Origin of the sequence: Mesorhizobium sp. M1312, from assembly GCF_040318115.1 — a bacterium.
Classification (GTDB): domain Bacteria; phylum Pseudomonadota; class Alphaproteobacteria; order Rhizobiales; family Rhizobiaceae; genus Mesorhizobium.
In genome coordinates this window covers 1-24,328 of sequence record NZ_JAMYLQ010000033.1, presented here as the reverse complement: position 1 = coordinate 24,328, position 24,328 = coordinate 1, and the positions used below count along the sequence as shown (strand labels likewise).

The window sequence follows — 24,328 nt, the reverse complement described above, 5'->3', positions numbered from 1 at the left end:
CTTGTACATCGCGATTGCCGTCGCGTTGCTGCTCGGCGCGGTTCCTCAAACGGCCAAATCGCAGACGATGGAAGAGCGACTGCAACGCGGCAATGCCGTCGTCAGGAGCCTGAACAATGGCGCTCCGCAGCCTGCGCTGGAACGCATGAGACGGGAGTTTCCGTTTCTGGCCGGAGCAACCCAGGGCTATGCGCTCGGCGACGTCTGGTCCCGTCCGGGGCTCGACAACCGCACACGCCAACTCGCCGCCGTCGCGGTATTCGCAGCCATGGGCGAGACTGCCTTCATGAGGATTCATGCTGGTTATGCGCTCAATATCGGCGTGTCCGAGGAAGAGCTGAAGGAAGTCATCTACATGGTGACGGTTCCGGCCGGATTCCCCCGCGCGATCGCAGCATCGCAAACGCTCTCCGAGCTGTTCGCCGAGCAGCGCGCCGCTCCCGGAAAACACCCCTGAGGAGCTGTCCATGAAACAGATTTCGATACTTGCCGCTGCCGTGCTTCTTGCCGGCGCCTTACCCCTGCAGAAAGGTCTCGCCCAGATGAATGTCGAGCAAATACGGTTACCCAATTTTCAGAAAGCCACCCCTATGTCGGGATGTGGGTCACGGCCGATGGTTATATCCGCCACAACTTGCTTCCAAACGGTCGCTATGACGAAGCGCGCGGAAACCGTGAGAGCGCATACCAGGGGCGCTATGAGATCCGAGGAAACCACATCGACTACTGGGATGACACCGGCTTTACCGCTGACGGAACGTTCATTGACGGCGTGCTGCATCACGCAGGTATGATCTTGTATCGCAAGAAGTAGTGACGTTCGTCGAATCTCGATAAAAAGGTTTCGCATGGTGCCGCTGCACCATCTGTCATTTGGTGCGAAGCCAAAAATAAGGGACCACCTTGGCGACTGAACCGCGTTCTCCACGGCTTGCAGTGCTGATCGACGCAGACAATGATGCGGACCCGGCCGCCGAAGCCATCCGGGCCGAACGAGAGACCTCCCGGTTCCCGGGCAAGGGTCGTCCGTACATGCCAAGGTCTGTGACCGCGCGGAGCCGGTCCCACACTCGCAGTGGCGCGTGCGACCTCTCGCCTTCCGCCTGACAGACGGCGTCGGCGCTCCGATTGTACCTTTCGCGGCTCAATGGCTGGCCTATACGTTCCCCTGCCGACGCTTCGTTCCCGGCCTCGCGACCGACACGCACGGCTCGGGGCCGATGCGGGTTGCTAATCCTTCATCGCAGTGGACTTCCACCACCTACTCCTTGCCGGTCTCCCGGCGCACCCGTCACCGTACTGCTCGCGCCTGGAGTGCAGATAACGCCTGCCTCTTCCCGCCGCATTTCGCACACGCGCTGCTGCAACTCACGTACAGCGACTCCTCGGCGGTCAGTAAGTCGGCAAGAGTCACGCGCGCAAAAAGGAACCAGGATCACCGCCACAACCGAACGGTGCATTTGCCTCGATGTGTTGCGCCGCAGTTACAGTTCAACCACAACTTTCATGGTAGTCCCGTTCTGGTCACTTCCTTTAGCACAGGCATCGTTCCATGAAGAAGATCGTGTTTGCCACTACCTTACTTTTCAGCGGTACGGCCTTGGCCTTGCTTGCGGTTCCGGCCTTCGCGGCCGATGCAGTTGTTTACGAGCCGGCTGCGGCACCCGTCGCTGTTGCCTACGACTGGAGCGGCTTTTATATCGGTGTTCAGGGCGGCTATCTCTGGGGGCAGGCAGATCACAGCTTCTCCAACGGTGCGCCAAGTGACGATTCCGATCCCGATGGCTTCATTGGTGGCGTCCATGTCGGGTACAATTGGCAATCCGGTTCTTTTGTCTACGGTGTCGAGGGCGATTTCGAAGGCGGTAGCGTGGATGGCAGCTTCGAAAATACAACCGGAGCGACATCTGTTGGAACCAGCGAATTGAACTGGCAGGGCTCGATCCGCGCAAGGCTCGGCTACGCATACGACAATGCGCTTCTCTACGTTACCGGAGGCTGGGCAATTGGCGATTTCAACTTCGGTGGCGGCCCCTTCCCGCTTCCTGTCAGCGGGGATTATTCGGATACGCTCAACGGCTGGACAATCGGCGCAGGCGGCGAATGGGCCTTCAACGAACATTGGACCGCGCGACTGGCGTATCGGTATACGGACTTCGGAGAAGCCTCAGGCAACTTGGCTCCGGGATTCCCGGATGTCGATATGCCGGTTGACCTAACCACGCACGCGGTGAGGGTCGGCGTCAGCTACAAGTTCTGATCGGTGGGGACGCAAGGAAAACCCCGGCCTAGCGGCCGGGGTTTCGTTTGGGCTCGAATAGCTATCACCGCCTCAACATCCGCACCGCCACAACTTGCTTCCAAACGGTCGCTATGACGAAACGCGCGGAAACCGTGCGAGCACATATCAGGGACGCTATGAAATCCGAGGAAATCACATCTACTACCGGGACGACACCGGCTTTACCGCGGACGGAACGTTCATTGACGGCGTGCTGCATCACGCCGGTATGATCTTGTATCGCATGAAGTAGTGACGTTCGTGGAATCTCGACAAAAACGTTACCGCTGCACCATATGTCTTTTGGTGCGAAGCCAAAAAATAGGGGCTCACGCCTACTGAAACACGTTCTCCACGGCTTGCAGTGCTGATCGACGCAGACAATGCCTCGGCCAAGATTGCCGACGGGTTGTTCGAGGAAATCGCCAAGATCGGCGAGGCGAGCGTTCGTCGCATCTATGGCGATTTTTCCAGCACCCGCTCGAAGGCTTGGGCCGATGTGCTGTCGAAGCATGCGATTATCCCAATTCGCCTACACCACCGGCAAGAACGCATCCGATATCACGCTCGTCATCGACACGATGGACCTTCTGCACAGCGGGCGGTTCGAAGGCTTCTGCCTGGTGTCGTCCGATAGCGATTTCACCCGCCTTGCAGCTCGCATCAGGGAACATGGGGTCGACGTGTATGGGTTTGGCGAGCAGAAGACGCCGGAGAGTTTCCGGCAGGCGTGCCGCCGGTTCGTATACACCGAGAATCTGCTTCCGACTGCGCCAGCCAACGCTCAGCCGCCCAGCGCCGCGACGCCGATCATCACCAAGGTCATTTCACAGATGGGAACCGAGGACGGTTGGGTGCCGCTCGGCATCGTCGGCAATCAGCTCGCCAATCTGGCATCGGACTTCGATCCCCGAACCTTCGGCTTTCGCAAGCTGAGCGATCTCGTGCGGAAGACCAACGCCTTTGAGATCGATCATCCCGAGGGTGGAGCGATGCGTATAAGGGTCAAGCCAGCTGCGAGGAGCCGAGAGAAATCGAAGTCGGCAGCGTCGCGCTGAGCCCTGCAAAAGGCAACTGTCCGTGGGCCGATTGGCGTCTGGTCGGGCCACTATTTCGCTGGCGGAAACCGCCATTCGGCGTATCATTCTCGCGGGGCAGGGTTCATGGCGGAGGAGGCCAATGAACATCGTTTCGAGAGTGCCTGTCGTTGACTTGACGGCCCAGGAACTTGTTTCATCTGCGCTTTCAAAATTCCGCGCCGGCGACACCATATCCACCAGAGCCGCAATAGATGCCATCCGCCGGGCAGCACCGGCGTGTGAGGACAGCGACGACCATCTGGTCGAACTTGTCGTGATGACTGCAATTGGTAGGACCATGGGGGTCGTGTTCGACCATCGGTCCCGCTAATCCATGTCGCCCTGCGCCCAATTGGCTTGCGCACTGTCGGAACTAGAGCGGCGACGTAAGCCACTCAGTAACCATGAATTGTGATCGGGATGGATCACGCCATTCGTCATCGGAACGAATAGTCCCGGTGCGCCGTTGCTGTCCTTGGAGTCAAGGAGTGGCGGTAATGCGTGATGAACAATTCGATGTTCCGGTGACGATCGAGAGCGAACGGGTCGGCCGCCCTCTCTCTGTGACGAGGACGGTCCAGGCGGCCTCGCTTCTGGTCGACAAATGGCCAGACGAAAAGCGCGGGCCGAAATATCGCGCGGCCTTGAAAGCCATGATGGACGCGATGGAGCAGCGGCGGGCGGTTGGCAGTGCGCGGCGGGCGTTCACGGCCGCCGCCAAGGAAGCCCATGTGTTTGTGCGCGAAGGCCGGCATTGAAGCGCATCACTTCCGAAGGGTTCGATGCGACGCGCTTTTAGTTCTTGTTTTGCATGTCGTCGTTCCAAAACCGCTGCGCACTTTTGGGCGACATGCACTAAGGAACCTCACGAAATCTCCATCGTTATGCTCTAGGTCGAAACGAGGAGAACTGCCATGCCCGACGACAAGACCAAGACCGACAACCGCGATCGCTCACAAGTTGCCGGCGAGGAAGACTATGAGGTGAGGCATCTCGCCGAGGAAGCCGGCATTACTCCCGAACAGGCACGCACCTTGATCAAGCGCCACGGCACCGATCGCAAGGTGCTGCACGAAATCGCCGCGAGCATAAAGGCGTCGTGATGGCTGACAAGCGGACCACAATGGCGGATCGGAAGAAACGCCAACCGGACGACAAGGAGGCCCTGCGCCTGGCCGAGACCACCGACGTTTCGCCCAACCAGGCGAAGGATCTGATGCGCAAGCACGGCAAGGACAGCCCCAAGGTCGAGAAGGAAGCGAAGAACTTCAAGGCAGAAGGCTGAGCCGACGTGGCGGAGTGTCCGCCCTCGTATCCCCCGCATCACCGTCGCACGTGCCCGGCCATCCGCACGCTTCGCTTATCTGGCGTCGCGGGCCGGTAATCATGAGCGGCTTATCGATTTTCTAACAAATTCGGCCTATTCCCGTTCTAACCATGGGAGCTGGGCTTTTGGCGCAAACAGAGAAAATCGCTGCGCGACGCGCCGTCGCGCTGTCGGTTGTCGTGCCGTGCTACAATGAAATCGGTGGGGTCGCCGAGCTTTACCGGCGCGTCACAGCCGTTTGCCGTGAACAAGCGGGGCATTCCTACGAGATCGTGCTGGTCATCGACGGAGCCACCGACGGCACCCGCGAGGCCATTTTCGAACTCGCCAAACAGGACAGCCACGTCGTCGGCATAGACCTCGCCCGAAATTACGGCCACCAGATTGCGCTCAGCGCCGGCCTGGAGTTTTGCCGCGGCCAGCGCATTCTCATTCTCGATGCCGACCTCCAGGACCCGCCGGAATTGCTCAAAGCCATGATGGCAAAGATGGATGAGGGGTTCGACGTCGTCTATGGCCAGCGGCTGAAGCGTCAGGGCGAAGGCTGGTTCAAGCGCGCAACCGCCGCATTGTTCTACCGTCTGCTGCGCAAGATGGTCGACGTCGACATGGCGCTCGATTCCGGGGATTTTCGCCTGATGAGCCGCCGCGCGCTCGATCATCTCAATGCGATGCCCGAGCGTTACCGCTTCATTCGCGGCATGGTGAGCTGGATCGGCCTGAAGCAGGTGGCTTTTGCCTATGAGCGGCACCAGCGCTTCGCAGGCACCACGCATTACCCGTTGAAGAAGATGGTGCTTCTGGCAATGGATGCGATGACGAGCTTCTCCATCGTGCCCCTGCGGTTCGCCTCACATCTCGGCATGATCTTCGGCTTTCTCGGGCTTGCTGCGCTCGGCTACACGCTCTTCTCATGGTTTGCCGGCAGCGTATTGCCCGGCTGGACCAGCCTGGCCGCAATCATCCTGATCCTCGGCAGCGTCCAGCTTCTGGTCCTTGGGATTTTCGGGGAATATCTCGGGCGCATGTATATGGAGACCAAGCGGCGGCCGCTCTATCTCATAAACGAGATCGCTGCCCATGATCCTGCCACCGGGAAACTGCCCGTCCATCGCCTTCAGGAAATGGCCGATGAACTGGTGAAGGGAGCCGCGCGTGCTTCAGGCCGAGTTTGACCAGTTCGCGCTGGAGTATCAGCAGCAGCATGCCGCCAGTATCCGGCTGAGCGGCGAAACCCCGGATTTCTTCGCGCAGTACAAGATCGACGATGTCGCGGCAAGGCTCGCCCGCTCAGGCGTGAAGCCGCGGCGGATACTCGACTTCGGCGCGGGCGTCGGCAATTCGCTGGGGCCTATGCGCGCCGCATTTCCCGACAGCGAAATCACCTTGCTCGACCCCTCCTCGCAGTCGCTCGACATCGCCCGCAAGCGCTTTCCCGATCAGGCCGATTTCAGGCACTTCGACGGCGAAACGATCCCTTACGACGACGCAAGTTTCGACCTCGCCTTCGCCGCCTGCGTGTTCCATCACATCCCTGAAGACCTCCATGTCGGCCTGATCAAGGAGATCGAGAGAGTGCTGACCGGTGGTGGCAGCTTCTTTTTGTTCGAGCACAATCCCTGGAATCCGCTGACGACGCACGCGGTACGAAACTGTGCTTTCGACGAGAACGCAATTCTGATCAACAGCCGCGATGTGCGCAAGCGAATGGCTGCGGCCGGCTTCTCCAAACCCGATGTCGTCTACCGGATCTTTTTCCCACGCGGGCTCGCAAGATTGCGACCCTTGGAGCGCTTCCTGACCAGGATGCCTATCGGAGCCCAGTATTTCGTGCATGCGGTCAAGCCTGCCGTTTGAGCGGACGCCCTGCCCTCGGATGAGCGACAAGCTGAAACCGCCAATCGATCTGCCGCTGAGCGGCTTGGAGGATATAATATGAACGGGATTCAGGCGACCGTAGCGACCGTTGCGACCGCGTCGTCGGTCAACGACGCGCAGCGGGCCAGGGTGATGTTCTGCCTGCTCGTCGCGCCTCTCGTGGCATTCGCGCTTTCCGCCCACGCCCAAGCCATCCTGCAGGACCCCGACTGTTGGTGGCAGGTCAAGGTGGGGCTCGATCTTTTGGCAAATCGTACGTTCCCGGTTGTCGACAGCTATTCTCATACTTTCGCCGGCCAGCCGTGGATCGCCAAGGAATGGCTTGGACAGGTTCTCCTTGCGCTCGCTTACACGGCAAGTGGCTGGAACGGCGTGGCGGTGCTGATCATCTCAATCATCGCCCTGACGGGCGCGCTGCTGTCATGGTATCTCAGCACCTGGTTGAGACCGACGGCGGCAGTGGGACTGGCCTTGTTCGCGGTGGCCTTGATCTCCCCGATCTTCACCGCGCGTCCGCACATCTTCACCTTGCCCATCATCGTGATCTGGACCGCAGTGCTTTTCCGCGCAGCGCGTGATGAGCAGGGGCCGCCTCTGTGGCTGCTTGCCCTGCTTGTCCTGTGGGCCAATCTCCACGCGACCTTTACCATCGGCTTCGTCATCGCGGCTTTCGCCGGCCTCGATCTTCTTGTGCGAACCCGCCTGGCCAACCCCGTACTCCTTGGCAAATGGGTTGCCTTCGGACTGCTCTGCCCGGTGGTCAGCCTGATCAATCCCTATGGCATCAAGGCCATCCTTGCCACCTTCACGGTAGCCTATGGCAATGAAGCGGTCCCCTTGATTATCGAGTGGAAACCGTTCGACGCCTCGGATCAACCATTCCAGGAAGTGGGTATCCTACTGTTCTTTTTCGCGCTGCTTGTGTCGAGACTTCGCGTCGGCTGGGCGAAGGCGCTGTTCATCATCTTTGCCTTGCATATCTATCTCACCCATCTGCGCTTCATGTACCTGTTCTTTCTGCTGGTCCCGATCGTGCTTGCGGCCGAAATTGCGGAGCAATATCCCGCGCTTTCCCTGGCGAAATGGGTGTCCGATAGGCGCGACGGGCTGGAACGGTTTTTCGCAGAGCGATTTTACCAGATCTGCTGCGTGGCAGGCGTTTTGCTGGTGGTTACAACCGCAATGCTCACGAGCGCCTATCCGGTCGCGCCGAGCCAGAAGACTTCGGCGAAGGATGCGCTCGCATTCGTCGAAAGCCATCATCTGTCAGGCAATGTCCTGAATTCCTACAACTTCGGCGGCAGCTTGATTTTCCATGGAATCAAGACATTCATCGACGGCCGGACAGATCAGCTCTTTCTCAACGGCTTTATGAAGACAGATGCTGAGACAGGACGCAGCGGCGGAAAGCCTGTCCTCGAAAAGCAGCTCGAGGAGCATGCGATAGACTGGGCCTTGCTGACGCCGGACGACAGCCGCATTCCATTCTTCGATGAACTGGGCTGGAAGCGGGCGTATGCGGACGACTACGCCGTGATCTATACGCGCGATCGTTGATTTTCGGTGGCTTTCGCGCCGATGCACGACTTGTCTTTAAACGCCGTGCGCTGAGATCACGACGGCAAAATCCCTATAGGATTTTTATATCTTTCCTCTTTGCCCCGGCTCGAACCTTTATGGGGTTTTGATCCATATTCCGTCGGGAAGGACACATCTCGGTCGCCATTACCGTCGCGACCGAGTGTCTCCACATGCCTTCAACCCAGCCGGCTGCAGGCAAGGCAGTGCAAAACGCAAAATAAGGAGCAAGTCCGATGGACATCATCGTTCTCGGAATAGGGTTTTTGTCTTTCGCCCTGTTCTTCGCCTTCATAAAAGCCTGCGACAGTCTTTAGGCGGACCGCAACATGCTTGTCGATTACATCCTTGGTGGCGCTGTGACCTTGTTCCTTCTCGCCTACCTAACGTACGCCCTCGTTCGCCCAGAACGTTTCTAACGGCAACTGGCGAAGGCACGGAAAGCTATTTCAATGACTTTCAACGGATGGATACAGATCCTCGTCTATTGTGGGATCGTTGTTCTGCTCGTGAAGCCGCTCGGCGGCTACATGTATCACGTTTTCAGCGGCGACCGCACATTCCTCTCGCCGATTTTGGGTCCTGTCGAGCGGCGCCTTTATCGCATCTCGGGAACCAGCGAGCGTGAGGAGCAGCACTGGACCACCTATGCGGCGGCCCTGCTGTTCTTCAACCTGGCCGGTTTCCTGGTGCTTTACTTCCTGCAGCGGCTGCAAGGCAGCCTGCCTTACAATCCGGCCGGTATGAGCGCCGTCGAACCCGGTCTCGCCTTCAACACCGCCGCCAGCTTCATGACCAACACCAACTGGCAGAACTACGGCGGCGAAAGCACGATGTCCTATCTCGTGCAGATGGCCGGCTTCACCGTGCAGAACTTCCTGTCCGCGGCGACCGGCATCGCCATCGCAATCGCGCTGATCCGCGGCTTCACCAAGGCCTCGGGCAAATCGATCGGCAATTTCTGGGTCGATATGACCCGGTGCACCCTTTACCTGCTGTTGCCGCTTTGCATCGTGCTGACGCTGGTCTATGTCTATCTCGGCATACCGCAGACGCTCAGCGCCTATCTCGACGCCACAACATTGGAGGGCCCGCGGCAGACGATCGCGGTCGGGCCAGCAGCCTCGCAGATCGCCATCAAGATGCTCGGCACCAATGGCGGCGGCTTCTTCAACGCCAATGCCGCGCATCCTTTCGAAAATCCCGATGCGATCTCGAACCTGATCCAGATGGTTTCGATCTTCGCCATCGGTGCGGCGCTGACCAACGTCTTCGGCCGCATGAACGGCAACCAGCGCCAGGGTTGGGCGATCTTGACCGCGATGGGCGTCCTGTTCATCGCCGGCGTCGCCGTCTGCTATTGGGCGGAAGCATCAGGCAATCCGCTGGTTCATGCGCTGGGCATCGACGGCGGCAACATGGAAGGCAAGGAAACACGCTTCGGCATCGCTTTGTCGGCGCTGTTTGCGGTCATCACCACGGCCGCGTCCTGCGGCGCCGTCAACGCCATGCATGACAGCTTCACCGCACTTGGCGGCATGATCCCGATCATCAACATGCAGCTCGGCGAGGTCATTGTCGGCGGTGTCGGCGCCGGTCTCTACGGCATCCTGATGTACATCGTGATCGCCGTCTTCGTCGCCGGACTGATGGTCGGACGCACGCCCGAATATCTCGGCAAGAAGATCGAGGCCAAGGAGATCAAGATGGCAATGCTCGCCATTCTCTGCCTGCCGCTGGCGATGCTGATCTTCACCGCCATCGCGGTGGTGCTGCCGACAGGCGTCGCTTCGATGGCCAATGCCGGCCCGCACGGCTTCTCCGAGGTTCTCTATGCCTACACCTCGGCTGCCGCCAACAACGGCTCGGCCTTTGGTGGCCTGACCGGCAACACGCCCTGGTACAACATCACGCTCGGCATCGGCATGTTGATAGGCCGCTTCCTGGTCATCATCCCGGCTCTGGCGATCGCCGGTTCGCTGGTCGCCAAGAAGACGGTGCCCGCCTCCGCCGGCACCTTCCCGACCAACGGGCCGCTGTTCGTCGGGCTGCTGGTCGGCGTCATTCTGATCGTTGGCGGCCTCACCTTCTTCCCGGCGCTGGCGGTCGGACCGATCGTCGAGCACCTGGCTGGCATCCGCGGGCAGACATTCTGAAACCGCCCCACCTTAGATCAATGTCATGTCCTGGTTCGAAACCATACGTCGCAGACTGCGTTCCCGCACCCATCATGAGGGAGAGGCAATCCCGCCGCCTTTCCCGACCATGTCCACGTTCTTCGGCATTGCAGCAATCATGTTCGTGATCTGGTTGCTGGCCTCCGGGCTTCCGCATCTTCTTTCGGCATCCGATCGATCGGTGCCATCCAACAACATCGACACTGGAGCGACTAAATGAGCCAGTCCAAATCGGCTGTTATCATGGATGCCCGTATCCTGCTGCCCGCCATCGGCGGGGCCGTCAGGAAACTGAACCCGCGCACCTTGATGCGCAATCCGGTGATGTTCGTCGTCGCTGTCGTCTCGGCGCTCACGTCAGTCCTGTTCGTCAAGGATCTTGTCACTGCTGGCGGCGATCTCGGCTTCTCGCTGCAGATCATCATTTGGCTGTGGTTCACCGTGCTTTTTGCCAACTTCGCCGAAGCGGTCGCCGAAGGCCGAGGCAAGGCGCAGGCCGATTCGCTGCGCAAGGCGCGCACCGAGGCCGAGGCCAAGCTGTTGAGCGGCGACGACCGCACCAAGTTCAGGCTGGTGCCCGGCACCAGCCTGAAGGTCGGCGATGTGGTGCTCGTCGAGGCTGGCGACATCATTCCCTCGGACGGCGAGGTGATCGAAGGCGTCGCTTCGGTCAATGAGGCGGCGATCACCGGCGAATCGGCTCCGGTGCTCCGTGAATCCGGCGGCGACCGTTCGGCGGTGACCGGCGGCACGCAGGTTTTGTCCGACTGGATCCGCGTGCGCATCACCGCGGCCTCCGGCCATACGTTCCTCGACCGCATGATCTCGCTGGTCGAAGGCGCCGAGCGCCAGAAGACGCCCAACGAGATCGCGCTCAACATCCTGCTCGTCGGCATGACGCTGATCTTCGTGCTGGCTACGGCGACGATCCCGAGTTTCGCCGCCTATTCGGGCGGCTACATCTCGGTGACCGTCCTGGTCGCCCTGTTCGTCACCTTGATCCCGACGACGATCGGGGCGTTGCTTTCGGCCATCGGCATCGCCGGCATGGATCGCCTGGTGCGGTTCAACGTGCTGGCGATGTCGGGCCGCGCCGTCGAGGCGGCTGGCGACGTCGACACGCTGCTGCTCGACAAGACCGGCACGATCACGCTCGGCAATCGCCAGGCGACGGCATTCCGCCCGGTCAAGGGCGTCACCGAGCAGGAGCTGGCCGACGCGGCGCAGCTTGCCTCGCTTGCCGATGAAACGCCGGAAGGCCGCTCGATCGTCGTGCTGGCGAAGGAGAAATACGCCATCCGTGCCCGCGACATGGCAACATTGCATGCCGCTTTCGTGCCTTTCACCGCGCAAACCCGCATGAGCGGCGTCGACATCGATGGCTCTTCGGTGCGCAAGGGCGCGGTCGATTCGGTGCTCGCGCACGTCAATCGTTCGACCGTCGCCACGCATGGTACGCGCCCCAGCAGCGACACCGTCCGCGATCTGCAGGCGATCGCCGACGACGTCGCCAAATCCGGCGGCACGCCGCTGGCGGTCGAGCGCGACGGACGCTTGCTCGGCGTCGTCCAACTCAAGGACATCGTCAAAGGCGGCATCAGGGAACGCTTCGCTGAACTGCGCAAAATGGGAATCCGCACGGTGATGATCACCGGCGACAATCCGATGACGGCGGCGGCGATCGCGGCGGAGGCCGGCGTCGACGATTTCCTTGCCCAGGCGACGCCCGAGGACAAGCTGAAGCTCATCCGCGACGAACAGGCCAACGGCAAGCTCGTCGCCATGTGCGGCGACGGCACCAATGATGCGCCCGCCCTTGCGCAAGCCGATGTCGGCGTTGCCATGAATACCGGCACGGTCGCCGCACGCGAAGCCGGCAATATGGTCGACCTCGACAGCGATCCGACCAAGCTGATCGAGATCGTAGAAATCGGCAAGGCGCTGCTGATGACGCGCGGCTCGCTGACGACCTTCTCCATCGCCAACGACGTGGCCAAGTACTTCGCCATCATCCCGGCCATATTCGCCGTCTTCTACATCGCGCCGGGGCAGACATCAGGTCCACTGCAGGCGCTCAATATCATGCATCTGGCAACGCCGCAGAGCGCCATTCTCTCGGCCATCATCTTCAACGCGCTGATCATCATCGCGCTGATCCCGCTGTCGCTGAGAGGCGTCAAATATCGCGCGATCGGCGCGGGCGCGCTGCTCAGCCGCAACCTTCTTGTCTACGGCCTCGGCGGCATCATTGCCCCCTTCGTCGGCATCAAGGCGATCGACATGGCCGTCACCGCGCTTGGCCTCGCATAAAGGAATTAAGTCCATGCTCAAGCAAATCAGACCCGCGATCACTATGATCGTATTCTTCACCATCCTCACCGGCCTGATCTATCCGCTCGGCATGACCGGCATTGCCCAAGCCCTGTTTCCCAACCAGGCCAATGGCAGCCTGATCGAGAAGGACGGCAAGATCGTCGGCTCCGAACTGATCGGCCAGGCTTTTGCTAGCGAGCGCTATTTCCATGGCCGCCCCTCGGCTGCCGGCGACGGCTACAACGCCGCCGCTTCGAGCGGTTCGAATCTCGGGCCGACCAACCCCAAGCTGATCGACCGCATCAAGGGCGATGCCGACAAGCTGAAAGCGGAAAATCCGGACCAGCCGGTGCCGATCGATCTGGTCACGACTTCAGGCAGCGGCCTCGATCCGCATATCAGCCCCGAAGCTGCCTATTTCCAGGTCGCCAGGGTAGCCAGAGCCAGGGGCGTTGATGAAGCCAGGGTTAAATCCCTCGTCGACAGCCATGTCGAGGACCGCGAGCTTGGCTTCATGGGAGAGCCGGTGGTCAATGTGCTGGCGCTCAACCTGGCAATGGACGAGGCCATCAAGCAATGAATGGCGGGGATCGACACCATCCCCGGCGCCATTCATGATCGATTCTGATGCCGGACGACAGCCGCAACGAAACCAGACCCTCACCCGACGCGCTGCTTGATCATGCGGAGCGGGAGGCGCGCGGTCGTCTGCGGATTTTCCTGGGCGCGGCACCCGGTGTCGGCAAGACCTATGAAATGCTGATGTCGGGCCGTGCAAGATTGGCCGACGGGGTGGACGTGGTGATCGGCGTCGTCGAGACGTACGGCCGCAAGGAAACCCAGGTGCTGGTCGACGGCTATGAGCTGATCCCCCGCCGCCAGGTCGACTACAAGGGGCGCATCCTCGAGGAAATGGACCTCGATGCCATCCTTGCCCGGCGTCCGGCGCTGGTCCTCGTCGACGAGCTTGCCCATACCAACGCGCCGGGCAGCCGCCATCCCAAGCGCTATCTCGACGTTCAGGAAATCCTGACGCACGGTATCGACGTCTACACGACGCTCAACATCCAGCATGTCGAAAGCCTGAACGATGTCGTGGCGCAGATCACGCGCGTCAGGGTGCGCGAGACGGTTCCAGACTCCATCATCGACCAGGCCGACGACATCGAGATCATCGATCTCACTCCCGACGACCTGATCAAGCGGCTCGAGGAAGGCAAGGTCTATATCCCCAGCACCGCCCAGCGCGCCATCGAGAACTATTTCTCGCCGGGCAATCTGACGGCGCTCAGGGAACTGGCGCTCCGCCGCACCGCCCAGCGCGTCGACGAGCAGTTGCTGATCCACATGCAGGCCCACGCCATACCCGGGCCCTGGGCGGCGGGGGAAAGGGTTCTCGTCTGCGTCGATGCGCGTCCGGGCGGGGCGGCCCGTGTCCGCTACGCGCGGAGATTGGCCGACCGGCTCCGCGCCCCCTGGACGGCGCTTCATGTCGATACCCCTCGTTCAGCCGGGATGTCCGAGGAGGACAAGGATCGGCTAGCGACTCTGCTGCGCCTTGCCGAGCAGCTCGGCGCCGAGGTGACGACCATTCCAGGTCAGAACGTCGCGCAGGACATCGTTCGCCATGCGACCGCAAACAACTTCACCCATATCGTGATCGGCAGGCCGACCCGATCGCGCTGGCGGGAATTGATCGAAGGCTCGCTCACTTATGATCTCATCCGCAATGCCGGCGACATCAGCGTCCATGTCATTTCGGGAAACGAACGCAACGCAGAGGCGACGTCGAGGACCGTCAAGGCGGCGGACGAGCAGTGGCAATTCGAGATCTGGCCCTATCTCAAGGCCACGGCCTATGTTGTTGGCTCGCTCGCCTTCGCCGTCCTTCTCCACCAGTTTCTCGACGTCCGCAATCTGGCGATCATCTTTCTCATCGGGGTTCTTACTTCGGCGGTGACCGGCGGTCTCTGGCCGGCTTTGTATGCCTGTCTCATCAGCGCCATTGCCTTCAACTTTTTCTTCCTGGAACCACGTTACACGCTGACGATCCAAGATCCGGAGAGCATCGTTGCGCTGGCTGTCTTCCTGGTTGTCGCGTTCATTGCCAGCAATCTGACAGTGCGCGTGCAGCGACAGGCGGTCGCTGCCCGCTCGCGGGCACGCGCCACGGAAGATATCTATCTCTTCTCGAAGAAGCTCGCCGGCGCTGGCACGCTTGACGACGTGCTCTGGGCGACTGCCTTCCAGATTGCCTCGATGCTGAAGCTGCGCGTGGTGCTGCTGCTGCCGGAAAACGGCTCGATCACCGTCAAGGCCGGCTACCCACCCGATGACACGCTGGCCGAGGCCGACATCGCGGCCGCCCGTTGGGCTTGGGAGCATGATCGCCCCGCGGCCGCGGCGCCGACACGCTGCCCGGAGCAAGACGCCTGTATCTGCCGTTGCGGACGGGGCGCACCGCCGTCGGCGTCGTCGGCCTCGACAACGACAAGCAAGGCCCGTTGCTGACTCCCGAACAGAAGCGCCTCCTCGACGCGCTCGCCGATCAAGCGGCAGTCGCCATCGAGCGCATCCAGCTTGTTGCCGACGTCGACCGGGCCAAGCTCGAGGCCGAGGCGGACCGCCTGCGCTCGGCGCTGCTGACCTCGATTTCCCATGACCTGAAAACGCCGCTTGCCGCCATAATGGGCGCCGCCGGCACCTTGCGGGAATTTGCGCCAGCGCTTCCCGAAGCGGATCGGGCGGAGCTGCTGTCGACCGTGCTTGACGAATCGGAGCGACTGAACCGCTTCATCGCCAATCTGCTGGACATGACCAAGATCGAATCCGGTGCGATGGAGCCGAACTACGCATTCCACTATGTCGGCGACATTGTCGGCACCGCCTTGCATCGGGCCAGGAAAATCATCGGCGAACACAAGACCGAAATGGACATTCCCACGGATCTGCCGATGTTGAGGCTCGACCCCGTCCTGTTCGAGCAAGCGCTGTTCAACCTCCTCGACAATGCCGCTAAATATGCGCTGCCAGGTTCGACGATCCGCCTGCAGGGCTGGGCCGACAATGGTTCCGTCATCCTGCAGATCATGGATGAGGGGCCGGGCATTCCGCCAGCGGATCTGGAGCGCATTTTCGACACGTTCCACCGGGTGCGCAAGGGCGACCAGGTCCGTGCCGGCACCGGGCTCGGGCTCTCGATCTGCCGCGGCTTCATCGAGGCGATGGGCGGGACGATTTCAGCGGCCAACAGGACCGACCGCTCGGGTGCGATTTTCACGATCAAGATGCCGGTGCCGGAAGTCCAACATGTGGACGACCCCGACATGGATGACTTGCCATGACGAACCTGGACGTCAGGATATTGGTAGTCGATGACGAACCGCCGATCCGGAAGCTGCTCCGCGTCGGCCTTGGCAGCCAGGGCTATGCGATCAGCGAGGCGCCGAACGCCAAGACGGCGATCGAATTGATGGAGACGGAAAAGCCGGACCTGATCCTGCTCGATCTCGGCCTGCCCGGCATGGGCGGCCACGATTTGCTGCGTAAATGGCGCGACGACGGCCTGGATGTTCCCGTGGTCATCCTTTCCAGCCGCACCGACGAGGCCGGCATCGTCTCGGCACTTGAACTCGGCGCCGACGACTATGTCACCAAGCCGTTCGGCATGAACGAGCTTGTCGCGCGCATCCGCGTGGCGCTCCGCCACAAGTTCCAGCAGCAAGGGGAGAAGCCGGTCTTCCACACCGGCGATCTCGCGGTCGATCTGGTAAAGCGCATCGTCACGATCGAGGGCAGGGAGATAAAGCTCTCGCCGAAGGAGTACGACATTCTGCGCATCCTCGTGCAGCACGCGGGCAAGGTTCTCACCCACCGGTTTCTTTTGAAGCAGGTCTGGGGCGATTCGACCGACGTGCAGTATCTCAGGGTCTATGTGCGGCAGCTCAGGCAAAAGATCGAGAAAACGCCCGACCAGCCGCGTTACATCACGACCGAAACCGGCGTCGGATATCGTCTGCGCGAAGTGGACTGAATATAATCCTGGTGGACAACGCTCAATCGGCCGAGAGTTCCGCGGTTCAGGAGCGCGCCGCTGAAGCCGGTCAATGAGATGGGAAAGCTGATCGGCTGGCCTGTATCGATCGCAACCGCATTTTCAAAATGGTGGCGGCCTTGAGCAGCGGCGTGATTTTCGCGTTGAATGCCACGGGCAACCGACGGCCTGGCAGATGCTGAACTGCAGGATGCGCGCCAGTTTCTTATCGTTGATCTCGAGATTTTTCCCCTTGCCCAGCACACATGGGTCGACGGGCTTTGAGTTCGGCAACTCAACCCGCCAATTCCGCATCGGCAAGGCTTTAATCATGGCGTCACCAGACAAACGCCCTATATTGATTGGAGGGTTCTGTTTCGTGCGGGAATGAATGGATGTCGCCGCTTCGCCTATTAACGATCGTCATCTCGGCAATGCTGGCAACAGCGATGCTGTCGGACGCGGCTGTCTCCGCGCAGATTGTCACTCCCGCCAACCGCAACGCGCTGGTCCTTCAAGGCGAATTGCAGATGCTGGAGAACAGATTGCGGCGGCAGCAGTATCAGCAGCAGCAACAGCAGTTCCGTGCCCAGGATCGCGAGGTCGCGCCGCAACGGCCTGATGTGCAGCAGATGAGGCCTACTTGCCAGTTGCGGCGGTCGGGCAGCCGCTTCATCAGCACCTGCCGCTGAGAAAGCCGGCGCTTTTCATTTATTAGCCGACCTATATGCTTGAACGCAGATGTGCTTGAAGTAGCATCAAGGCGGTTTTGATTTCGCAACGTGCCTTTGTGCTTGGGCACTGCCCTGATTGGATCGTCGGGAATGGCAGCCACCAAGAAGGCCGTACGCAAAGCGAGGAAGGGCGGGCGGATCCGTCAGGTCGCGGCGATTCCTTTTCGGCTGGGTGAGCGCGGCGACGTCGAGGTGATGCTGGTCACCTCGATATCGACAAGGCGCTTTATCGTGCCCAAGGGCTGGCCGATGAAGGGCAAGAGTGGGCGCAAGGCAGCCACCATCGAAGCGCAGGAGGAAGCCGGCGTCCTCGGCAAGACGCTGAAGCAGCCGGCCGGCACCTATTCCTACTGGAAGCGGCTGACTAACCGCTTCGTCCGCGTCGACGTTACCGTCTACCTGCTGGCGGTAACGGAGGAGCTGGCCAACTGGCAGGAAGCCAAAAGACGGCAGCGGGCATGGCTGGCGCCGGCAGACGCAGCAGTGCTTATCGACGAGCCCGATCTTTCAACGCTGCTGAAGAACTTAACCGTTCCCCAACCAGCGCCCGCTGGCGAACCTGAACCAAGTCCTCATTTGGAGTCACCGTCTCCCTGAGGGAAAGGCCGCACCGGCGTGCCCGTATAGGCCCACAACCATTCGCGCGGCAGTGGTCCCTTGTTGCGGTCGCTCTGTTGCGACTGCTCCCACGCATGCGCCAATATGCCGACCGAGCGCGAGAGCACGAAAAGGCCGCGTGTCAGCGGTGGCGGGAAGCCGAGCTCGCCATAGATGACGGCGGTGGCGCCGTCGATGTTGAGCGGGATCTTCTTGCCCTTACGCCGCGCCATCTCGGCCTCAACAGCCTCGGCGATGTCGGCGAAACGTCCGCCGACGATGCCGCGCGCGGCAAAATCGCGGGTCAGCTCGATGAGGCGCGGCGCCCGCGGATCGACGGGGTGGAAGCGATGGCCGAGCCCCGGCACATAGGATTTCTCCTCGGCGAAGAAGCGATCGAGGCGCGACGCGACGGCATCGGCAAGCGTCACGCCTGCGTCCAGTGCCGCGGCGATGTCGCCGTAGAAGGCAAGCGCCTGCTCGCCGGCGCCGCCATGCACGTCGCCGAGCACATTGATGGCTGAAGCCATGGCGCTGTTGATGCCGACGCCGCAGGTGGCCGCCATGCGGGCAATGGCGATCGAGGGCGCCTGCGGCCCGTGGTCGACGGCGGCACCGAGCGCGATGCCGAGCAGCGCCGCCTGCTCCTCACCTGGCAGTTCGCCGCGCAGCATCAGCCATATCATCGCCGGAAAGCTGACGCGGCCGATCAGGTCCTGGATCTCATAGCCGCGCAGCCGGATCACGCCAGGGCGCATTTCGATGACATCGGTCTGCCACCATTCCTCGCCGCGCTCGCGGCCGGTTTTTTTCCCAACGTTGCTCATGTTCTCGCGTCGCTCATGCCTGCGCCTTTTTCTTGACGCGCGGCGTCAGACTGGCAAACACCTCGTCCATATGCTCGCCCAGCGCCGGCGGCGGCTTGGTCGGCAACGGCGCTGCACCATCGACTATGAACCCGCCGCGCACGACGGTCAGCGGTCGGTCGATGTTCGGCATGCTATCGAAACGGGTGGTCATGTGGCGCTCGATCACTTGCTGCTCGGCCAGCACCTGCGGGATCGTCAGCACCCTGCCCGCCGGCACGCCTGCGCGATTGAGCGTCTCCTCCCAGGCCGCGGCCGAGCTGTTCGCCAGGGCATCCTCGATCAGTGCCTTCAAGGCGATGCGATTGCGCTTGCGCGTCTCACGCTCGGCAAAGCGCGGGTCCGACGCCAGCTCCGGCAGTCCGATCAGCCGGCAGAGCGTAACGAACTGCTCCTGCTTATTGGCGGCGATGTTGAGCAGACCGTCGCCGGTGCGAAACGTACCGGAAGGTGCAGCCGTCATGTTCTCATTGCCCATCGGCTGCGGCACGACGTCAGCCGTCAGATAGTTGGAGACCGGCCAGCCCAGCGCGGAAAGCGTGCATTCGAGCATCGACACGTCGAGGAAGGCGCCCTCGCCTGTCGTTTTCTGCTTCACAAGTGCGGCGGCGATCGCGAACGCCCCGACTAGCCCGCCCAGCGTGTCGGCGACGGGATAGCCGACACGCAGCGGCGCCGTCTCCGGCGTGCCGGTGATGCTCATGATGCCGGACAGGCCCTGGATGATCTGGTCGTAGGCCGGATTGTCGCGCATCGGCCCGGTCTGTCCAAAACCAGAAATCGCGCAATAGACGAGGCTGGGGCGGACCTCTTTCAGCCTCTTATAGCCAAGCCCCAGCCGGTCCATCACGCCAGGGCGGAAATTCTCGACCAGCGCGTCGGCGGAGGCGACCAGATCGAGGAAGCGTTCGCGATCGGCCTCTTTCTTGAGATCGAGCACCACCGATCGTTTGCCGGCGTTCTGCGCCAGGAACGAAGCGCCCATTCCGGCACTGTTGAGTTCCGGCGAGCCGCCGAGCTGGCGCGCCAGATCGCCGCCCTGCGGCGCCTCGACCTTGATCACGTCGGCCCCGAGCAGCGCCAGCTGATAGGCGCAATAAGGGCCAGCCAGGACATTGGTTAGGTCGAGGATGCGGATACCGGACAGCAGATCGGTCATGATGTTCCAGACAAGGTCAGGCATCGCCCGGCACGTGTTCCGGTCCTCGCGTGCGCCGGCGTTCTATGAAAGCGTAGATATGCGGCCCAATCAACCCGATGAACGCCAGCGTCAGCAGCGTCAGCGACAGCGGATGCTTGTAGAACACCGACCAGTCGCCGTTCGAGATGGTCATCGCCCGGCGGAACTGCGTTTCGGCAAGCGGCCAGAGGATCATGCCGATGATGACCGGCGCCGTCGGGAAATCGAAGCGCCGCATCAGGAATCCGCCCCCGCCGAGCAGATAGAGGATCACGAGGTCGGTCGGCGATTGCGAAATACCGTAGGTGCCGACCGTGGCGAACACCAGGATGCCGGCATAGAGCTGCGGCGCCGGGATTTTCAGCAGCCGCACCCACAACCCGATCAGCGGCAGGTTGAGGATAACGAGGATGATATTGGCGATAAACAGGCTGGCGATCAGCCCCCAGACCAGATTGGCCTGCGTCATGAACAGCATCGGCCCGGGATTGATGCCATAGCTCTGGAAGGCCGACAGCATGATCGCGGCCGTCGCCGAGGTCGGCAGGCCAAGCGTCAGCATCGGCACCAGCACGCCGGCGGCCGATGCGTTGTTGGCGGCTTCCGGTCCGGCAACGCCTTCGATAGCGCCGACCGTGCCGAACTCCTCCTTGTGTTTGGAGAGCTTCTTCTCGATCGCATAGGACAGGAAGGTCGGGATTTCGGCGCCGCCGGCCGGCAGGGCGCCGATCGGGAAGCCGAGCAGGGCGCCGCGCAGCCAAGCCTTCCACGAGCGTGCCCATTCGGCCGCCGTCATGTACAGCGAGCCCTTCAGCGGCACGATCTCGTCCTTGCCGGCATAGCGGCGCGAGGCCATGTAGAACGTCTCGCCGACCGCAAAGAGGCCGACGGCGACGACGATCACGTCGACGCCGTCGAGCAATTGGCTCATGCCGAAGGTGAAGCGCGGCTGCCCGGTCTGCAGGTCGACGCCGATCATGCCGATGACGAAGCCGATGAACAGGCTGGTCAGGCCACGCACCGACGACGAGCCGAGCACCGCCGAAACCGTAATGAAGGCCAGCACCATCAGCGAAAAATATTCGGCCGGGCCGAAAGACAGCGCGAATTTGACCACGACCGGAGCCAGGAAAGCGACGCCCAGCGTGCCGAGTGTGCCGGCGACGAAGGAGCCGATCGCCGAGGTGGCAAGTGCCGCGCCGCCGCGGCCGGAACGGGCCATCCTGTTGCCCTCCAGCGCAGTGACGATGGTCGCACTTTCGCCCGGCGTGTTTAGCAGGATCGATGTCGTCGAACCGCCATACATGGCGCCGTAATAGATACCGGCAAACAGGATGAAGGATGCTTCCGGCGCCACCTGATAGGTGATCGGCAAAAGCAGGGCGATGGTCAGCGCCGGTCCGAGGCCGGGCAGCACGCCGATCGCGGTCCCCAGTGTCGTGCCGAGCAGGCACCACATGAGATTGACCGGCGTAAAAGCGACCGAAAATCCGTGGGCGAGATGGCTGAGCGTTTCCATGGCTTCAGCCTCTCAACATACGGATAATCGCATCGAGACCCGTGTTCAGCTGGTTCTCGATGAAGCCGGCGCCGATATTGACGCCGAGCGCCCTGGCGAAGCCGAAATAGGCGGCAAGCGCCAGGATCAGGCCGAGCAGCACGTCTCGCAGCGGATGTCTGCTGCCGAACCCGTGGCAGATGAGAACGAACATGATCACCGAGGCTGCGGTGAAGCCAAGCGGCTGGATCAGCACAAGGTTCGCGACCAGTCCGACGGCGACGATGCCCATCGCCTTCCAGTCGGTCGGCGTTTCCTTTTCTTCTTCCGGTTGCCAGCCGCCCCGCAGGGCGGCGACGATCAGCAACAGGGACAGGACCGTCATGCCGACCATGGTGATGTAGGGAAAGACGGTCGGGCCGACCTTGGAGTAGAGCGGCGACACCGGAATCGACAACGTCTGCCAGGCTACCGCGCCGGCGCAAGCGAGAAGCCCGATGCCGATCAGCAATTCGGGCACGGCAAGGCGCGGCCGCGCCGCCTGCGGGTCGCTGGTGCTCATGATCGTCCTCCCTGGATAGCCGGTCTCCCACAGCCGACCTCACCGCAGTTTCACTCGCGCTGGATCGTATGTCCATGCGACTGGCGAACATCGGAAAGAGGCAGTGCAGACCGCCCTCTCCGAGGACATCAGGCAAGGCCGAGGTCCTTGAGGATGGCTGCGATCCGGGCCGTGTCCTCGGCGAGAAATTTCGCATAGTCGTCGCCGGTGAGCAGGATTTGCGTCCAGTTGCGGTTTTTGCATTCGGTGGCCCAGGCATCGCTTTTGGCCATGGTCTCGACCAGCGTGACCATCGCCGTCTTGTCGGCGTCGGAAACGCCCGGCGGTGCGAAAACGCCGCGCCAGTTGAACAGTTCGACATCGATGCCGGCTTCCTTCAGCGTCGGTGCGTCGATGCCTTCCTGGCGCTTGTCCGCGGAAATGGCGAGCAGCCGAAGTGCACCGGCCTTCACCTGTTCGGAGAACTCGCCATAGCCGGAGATGCCGGCTGCGACCTGGTTGCCGAGAAGCGCCGACAGCGCCTCGCCGCCACCGGCGAACGGCACGTAGGAGAGGTTGGCTGCCGGAACACCGGCCGTCTTCGCGATAAGGCCGAACAATATGTGGTCCGAGCCGCCGGCCGAACCGCCAGCCACCGGAACCTTGGTCGGGTCAGCTTTGAGGGCGGCGACGAAATCCGCTGCGGTCTTGAACGGCGAGGCCGCCGGCACCACAAGCGCCTCGAATTCGCCGGTGAGGCGGGCGATCGGCGTGACTTCGGTGAGATTATTGGCCGATTTGTTGGCGATAATGGCGCCAACCATGACCATGCCGGCAACCATCAGCGAATTGCCCTTGCCGTTCCACTGGCTGATGAATTGCGGCAGGCCGACTGTGCCGCCAGCGCCGCCGACATTGGTGATCTGCGACCCGGAGATCAGCTTCTCACTGCGCAGCACCTGGTCCATCGTGCGCGCCGTCTGGTCCCAGCCGCCGCCGGGCGCTGCCGGCACGAAGATCTGGATCTGCGGCGCATCCTGCGCAAAAGCCGGCGAGAGATGCAACGCTGCGAAACCGGCGGCGCCGGCAGCGGCGGTGCTCATTAAAAATCTGCGTCTGTTCAGCATGGGATTCCTCCAATCACGACACCTCCTCCGGTGCCTGCCAGCAACGTAGCCTGAATTCAGACCCGCTCGATAAAAATTCATGCAGCCTTTGTCTCGTTCTGTCAACAGGAACAGCATTCTACTGGACAGAACTGTCTGCACGCGGCATAGTTGTTCCGATCGACCCTTCTGTCCAACTGGGAACGGAGCGACGTGGTCAAGCAGATGACCGTAACACAATCCAAGCCTGCGTCGACCAACGGCGTTGCCGCGCTCGACCGTGCGATCGCCATCCTCGATGCTTTCGCTACCTCCGACCGGTCGCTCAGCCTGGCCGAAATCGCGGCGCGGACCGGCCTCTACAAGAGCACGATCCTGAGGCTGGCGAACTCGTTGTTGCGCGGGCAGTTGCTGGAGCGTCTCGACGACGGCCGCTACCGTGTCGGCCCTGCCACCTTCCGGCTGGGTGCCCTATACCAGCGTTCGGTCGTGGCGATCGACATCCTGCTGCCGATCATGCGCGATCTGGCCGAGCGAAGTTGGGAAAGCGTCGCTTTCTATGTCCGCTCGGGCGACGTGCGCACCTGCCTCTACCGTGTCGAGTCCAAGCATCCCATCCGCTACACCATACGGGAAGGCGACGTGCTGCCCTTGCTGGCCGGCTCGGGCGGCCGCGTGCTTGCGGCGTTTTCCGCTCAACAGGGCGAGCCTTACGAAACGATCCGCAAAACCTATTATTGTTTGTCGGTCGGCGATCGCGACCCCGAGACTGCGGGCGTCTCGGCACCGGTGTTCGGGCCGGGGCCTACCTTGCTCGGCGCGTTGACGTTGTCCGGCCCGAGCACGCGCGTCGACGCGGCCTTTCTCCAGCGCATGAAAAATCCGCTGATCGAGGCAGCCGCGCGCGCCACCCGCACTTTCGGCGAAGACGCCTCGATGCTCGAACAGGCGGCCCGCAAAGCCGGTGCCGAAACGGAAGGCCCGGTGCTGAAGCGCAAGGCGTAGAAAGCCTCGATTCGGCCTGACCAGAACCACAGGATGACAGGCAACACCCCTAGGTGGTGTGGACTCTTAGGATTCCCTTTTTGACCGTAGCATGATTCAAGACTGCTTTTGGAGGCAGCCTTGGGTGTAATGGAT

The 24,328-nt window shown here is 61.7% G+C and carries 24 protein-coding genes and 4 pseudogenes; 23 read left to right on the top strand and 5 right to left on the bottom strand.

Annotated elements, in window-relative coordinates; genetic code table 11:
* Window positions 1-67 precede the first annotated feature (67 nt).
* From NKH36_RS28640 to NKH36_RS28535, 22 genes and pseudogenes are all read left to right on the top strand, one after another.
* Complete coding sequence (locus NKH36_RS28640; RefSeq protein WP_502912133.1) at window positions 68-457, top strand: carboxymuconolactone decarboxylase family protein; 390 nt, start codon at window positions 68-70, stop codon at window positions 455-457.
* A gap of 85 nt (window positions 458-542) precedes the next feature.
* Window positions 543-814: pseudogene (locus NKH36_RS28635) on the top strand (Atu4866 domain-containing protein).
* A gap of 738 nt (window positions 815-1,552) precedes the next feature.
* Entirely contained in the window at window positions 1,553-2,260 is a 708-nt protein-coding gene (locus tag NKH36_RS28630; protein WP_352965395.1) for an outer membrane protein, read from the top strand.
* Window positions 2,261-2,345: 85 nt separating this feature from the next.
* Window positions 2,346-2,534, top strand: a pseudogene (locus tag NKH36_RS28625) (Atu4866 domain-containing protein); the annotation flags it as partial.
* A 111-nt stretch (window positions 2,535-2,645) separates the two neighbouring features.
* Window positions 2,646-2,973 (top strand): annotated as a pseudogene (locus tag NKH36_RS28620) (NYN domain-containing protein); the annotation flags it as partial.
* A gap of 141 nt (window positions 2,974-3,114) precedes the next feature.
* Window positions 3,115-3,339 carry an OST-HTH/LOTUS domain-containing protein gene (locus tag NKH36_RS28615; RefSeq protein ID WP_352965435.1) on the top strand — a complete coding sequence of 75 codons (225 nt, stop codon included), beginning with the start codon at window positions 3,115-3,117 and terminating at the stop codon, window positions 3,337-3,339.
* 121 nt (window positions 3,340-3,460) lie between these two features.
* Window positions 3,461-3,691: a hypothetical protein gene (locus NKH36_RS28610; RefSeq protein WP_292519047.1), complete on the top strand. Its 231-nt coding sequence runs from the start codon at window positions 3,461-3,463 to the stop codon at window positions 3,689-3,691.
* Window positions 3,692-3,857: 166 nt separating this feature from the next.
* Window positions 3,858-4,118, top strand: a complete 261-nt coding sequence (locus NKH36_RS28605) for a DUF982 domain-containing protein (protein WP_352965393.1) — start codon at window positions 3,858-3,860, stop codon at window positions 4,116-4,118.
* 156 nt (window positions 4,119-4,274) lie between these two features.
* Window positions 4,275-4,463 (top strand): DUF3606 domain-containing protein, encoded by a 189-nt coding sequence (locus tag NKH36_RS28600; protein WP_352965391.1) that lies wholly within the window; start codon window positions 4,275-4,277, stop codon window positions 4,461-4,463.
* Window positions 4,463-4,645: a hypothetical protein gene (locus NKH36_RS28595; protein ID WP_352965389.1), complete on the top strand. Its 183-nt coding sequence runs from the start codon at window positions 4,463-4,465 to the stop codon at window positions 4,643-4,645. Before NKH36_RS28600 ends, NKH36_RS28595 begins: the two co-directional genes overlap by 1 nt.
* 167 nt (window positions 4,646-4,812) lie before the next feature.
* Window positions 4,813-5,862: a glycosyltransferase family 2 protein gene (locus tag NKH36_RS28590; RefSeq protein WP_352965387.1), complete on the top strand. Its 1,050-nt coding sequence runs from the start codon at window positions 4,813-4,815 to the stop codon at window positions 5,860-5,862.
* Window positions 5,843-6,544: a class I SAM-dependent methyltransferase gene (locus tag NKH36_RS28585; RefSeq protein WP_352965386.1), complete on the top strand. Its 702-nt coding sequence runs from the start codon at window positions 5,843-5,845 to the stop codon at window positions 6,542-6,544. Before NKH36_RS28590 ends, NKH36_RS28585 begins: the two co-directional genes overlap by 20 nt.
* Window positions 6,545-6,622: 78 nt before the next feature.
* On the top strand, window positions 6,623-8,122 hold the full coding sequence (locus tag NKH36_RS28580; RefSeq protein WP_352965384.1) for a hypothetical protein: 1,500 nt from the start codon (window positions 6,623-6,625) through the stop codon (window positions 8,120-8,122).
* Between the two features lie 350 nt (window positions 8,123-8,472).
* Window positions 8,473-8,562 (top strand): K(+)-transporting ATPase subunit F, encoded by a 90-nt coding sequence (locus NKH36_RS28575; protein ID WP_036266998.1) that lies wholly within the window; start codon window positions 8,473-8,475, stop codon window positions 8,560-8,562.
* Between the two features lie 33 nt (window positions 8,563-8,595).
* The gene (kdpA, locus tag NKH36_RS28570) at window positions 8,596-10,299 is read left to right on the top strand and encodes a potassium-transporting ATPase subunit KdpA (protein ID WP_352965383.1); all 1,704 of its coding nucleotides are present in this window, start codon (window positions 8,596-8,598) and stop codon (window positions 10,297-10,299) included.
* A gap of 25 nt (window positions 10,300-10,324) precedes the next feature.
* Entirely contained in the window at window positions 10,325-10,540 is a 216-nt protein-coding gene (locus NKH36_RS28565; protein ID WP_352965381.1) for a hypothetical protein, read from the top strand.
* A complete protein-coding gene (gene kdpB, locus NKH36_RS28560; RefSeq protein WP_352965379.1) occupies window positions 10,537-12,630 on the top strand; it encodes a potassium-transporting ATPase subunit KdpB in 2,094 nt (697 codons plus the stop codon). Before NKH36_RS28565 ends, kdpB begins: the two co-directional genes overlap by 4 nt.
* A 13-nt stretch (window positions 12,631-12,643) precedes the next feature.
* Window positions 12,644-13,213: a potassium-transporting ATPase subunit KdpC gene (gene kdpC, locus NKH36_RS28555; protein WP_352965377.1), complete on the top strand. Its 570-nt coding sequence runs from the start codon at window positions 12,644-12,646 to the stop codon at window positions 13,211-13,213.
* A gap of 47 nt (window positions 13,214-13,260) precedes the next feature.
* Window positions 13,261-15,977, top strand: a pseudogene (locus NKH36_RS28550) (DUF4118 domain-containing protein).
* Window positions 15,974-16,666, top strand: coding sequence for a response regulator transcription factor (locus tag NKH36_RS28545; RefSeq protein WP_352965375.1), 693 nt, complete (start codon window positions 15,974-15,976; stop codon window positions 16,664-16,666). The pseudogene NKH36_RS28550 and the gene NKH36_RS28545 overlap by 4 nt, the downstream one beginning before the upstream one ends.
* 395 nt (window positions 16,667-17,061) lie before the next feature.
* Window positions 17,062-17,358, top strand: coding sequence for a hypothetical protein (locus NKH36_RS28540; protein WP_352965373.1), 297 nt, complete (start codon window positions 17,062-17,064; stop codon window positions 17,356-17,358).
* Between the two features lie 132 nt (window positions 17,359-17,490).
* Window positions 17,491-17,997, top strand: coding sequence for an NUDIX hydrolase (locus NKH36_RS28535; RefSeq protein ID WP_352965371.1), 507 nt, complete (start codon window positions 17,491-17,493; stop codon window positions 17,995-17,997).
* On the opposite strand, the gene NKH36_RS28530 is transcribed toward NKH36_RS28535, so the two are convergent.
* From NKH36_RS28530 to NKH36_RS28510, 5 genes are all read right to left on the bottom strand, one after another.
* Entirely contained in the window at window positions 17,973-18,824 is an 852-nt protein-coding gene (locus NKH36_RS28530) for a citryl-CoA lyase (protein ID WP_352965370.1), read from the bottom strand. The two genes, NKH36_RS28535 and NKH36_RS28530, sit on opposite strands and share 25 nt — an antisense overlap.
* Before the next feature lie 13 nt (window positions 18,825-18,837).
* On the bottom strand, window positions 18,838-20,022 hold the full coding sequence (locus tag NKH36_RS28525) for a CaiB/BaiF CoA transferase family protein (protein WP_352965433.1): 1,185 nt from the start codon (window positions 20,020-20,022) through the stop codon (window positions 18,838-18,840).
* A 16-nt stretch (window positions 20,023-20,038) separates the two neighbouring features.
* Entirely contained in the window at window positions 20,039-21,562 is a 1,524-nt protein-coding gene (locus NKH36_RS28520) for a tripartite tricarboxylate transporter permease (RefSeq protein ID WP_352965368.1), read from the bottom strand.
* Window positions 21,563-21,566: 4 nt separating this feature from the next.
* Window positions 21,567-22,103 carry a tripartite tricarboxylate transporter TctB family protein gene (locus NKH36_RS28515; protein WP_352965366.1) on the bottom strand — a complete coding sequence of 179 codons (537 nt, stop codon included), beginning with the start codon at window positions 22,101-22,103 and terminating at the stop codon, window positions 21,567-21,569.
* A gap of 128 nt (window positions 22,104-22,231) precedes the next feature.
* Window positions 22,232-23,209: a Bug family tripartite tricarboxylate transporter substrate binding protein gene (locus NKH36_RS28510; protein WP_352965365.1), complete on the bottom strand. Its 978-nt coding sequence runs from the start codon at window positions 23,207-23,209 to the stop codon at window positions 22,232-22,234.
* 204 nt (window positions 23,210-23,413) lie between these two features.
* Between NKH36_RS28510 and NKH36_RS28505 the strand changes: the two genes are divergently transcribed.
* A complete protein-coding gene (locus NKH36_RS28505; protein WP_352965363.1) occupies window positions 23,414-24,193 on the top strand; it encodes an IclR family transcriptional regulator in 780 nt (259 codons plus the stop codon).
* Window positions 24,194-24,328: the final 135 nt, after the last annotated feature.

Coding starts and splice junctions, on each gene's coding strand:
- NKH36_RS28640 (WP_502912133.1), top strand. CDS start 68: ATGGAAGAGCGACTGCAACGCGGCAATGCCGTCGTCAGGAGCCTGAAC.
- NKH36_RS28630 (WP_352965395.1), top strand. CDS start 1,553: ATGAAGAAGATCGTGTTTGCCACTACCTTACTTTTCAGCGGTACGGCC.
- NKH36_RS28615 (WP_352965435.1), top strand. CDS start 3,115: ATGGGAACCGAGGACGGTTGGGTGCCGCTCGGCATCGTCGGCAATCAG.
- NKH36_RS28610 (WP_292519047.1), top strand. CDS start 3,461: ATGAACATCGTTTCGAGAGTGCCTGTCGTTGACTTGACGGCCCAGGAA.
- NKH36_RS28605 (WP_352965393.1), top strand. CDS start 3,858: ATGCGTGATGAACAATTCGATGTTCCGGTGACGATCGAGAGCGAACGG.
- NKH36_RS28600 (WP_352965391.1), top strand. CDS start 4,275: ATGCCCGACGACAAGACCAAGACCGACAACCGCGATCGCTCACAAGTT.
- NKH36_RS28595 (WP_352965389.1), top strand. CDS start 4,463: ATGGCTGACAAGCGGACCACAATGGCGGATCGGAAGAAACGCCAACCG.
- NKH36_RS28580 (WP_352965384.1), top strand. CDS start 6,623: ATGAACGGGATTCAGGCGACCGTAGCGACCGTTGCGACCGCGTCGTCG.
- NKH36_RS28575 (WP_036266998.1), top strand. CDS start 8,473: ATGCTTGTCGATTACATCCTTGGTGGCGCTGTGACCTTGTTCCTTCTC.
- kdpA (WP_352965383.1), top strand. CDS start 8,596: ATGACTTTCAACGGATGGATACAGATCCTCGTCTATTGTGGGATCGTT.
- NKH36_RS28565 (WP_352965381.1), top strand. CDS start 10,325: ATGTCCTGGTTCGAAACCATACGTCGCAGACTGCGTTCCCGCACCCAT.
- kdpB (WP_352965379.1), top strand. CDS start 10,537: ATGAGCCAGTCCAAATCGGCTGTTATCATGGATGCCCGTATCCTGCTG.
- kdpC (WP_352965377.1), top strand. CDS start 12,644: ATGCTCAAGCAAATCAGACCCGCGATCACTATGATCGTATTCTTCACC.
- NKH36_RS28545 (WP_352965375.1), top strand. CDS start 15,974: ATGACGAACCTGGACGTCAGGATATTGGTAGTCGATGACGAACCGCCG.
- NKH36_RS28540 (WP_352965373.1), top strand. CDS start 17,062: ATGTCGCCGCTTCGCCTATTAACGATCGTCATCTCGGCAATGCTGGCA.
- NKH36_RS28535 (WP_352965371.1), top strand. CDS start 17,491: ATGGCAGCCACCAAGAAGGCCGTACGCAAAGCGAGGAAGGGCGGGCGG.
- NKH36_RS28530 (WP_352965370.1), bottom strand. CDS start 18,824: ATGAGCAACGTTGGGAAAAAAACCGGCCGCGAGCGCGGCGAGGAATGG.
- NKH36_RS28525 (WP_352965433.1), bottom strand. CDS start 20,022: ATGACCGATCTGCTGTCCGGTATCCGCATCCTCGACCTAACCAATGTC.
- NKH36_RS28520 (WP_352965368.1), bottom strand. CDS start 21,562: ATGGAAACGCTCAGCCATCTCGCCCACGGATTTTCGGTCGCTTTTACG.
- NKH36_RS28515 (WP_352965366.1), bottom strand. CDS start 22,103: ATGAGCACCAGCGACCCGCAGGCGGCGCGGCCGCGCCTTGCCGTGCCC.
- NKH36_RS28510 (WP_352965365.1), bottom strand. CDS start 23,209: ATGCTGAACAGACGCAGATTTTTAATGAGCACCGCCGCTGCCGGCGCC.
- NKH36_RS28505 (WP_352965363.1), top strand. CDS start 23,414: ATGACCGTAACACAATCCAAGCCTGCGTCGACCAACGGCGTTGCCGCG.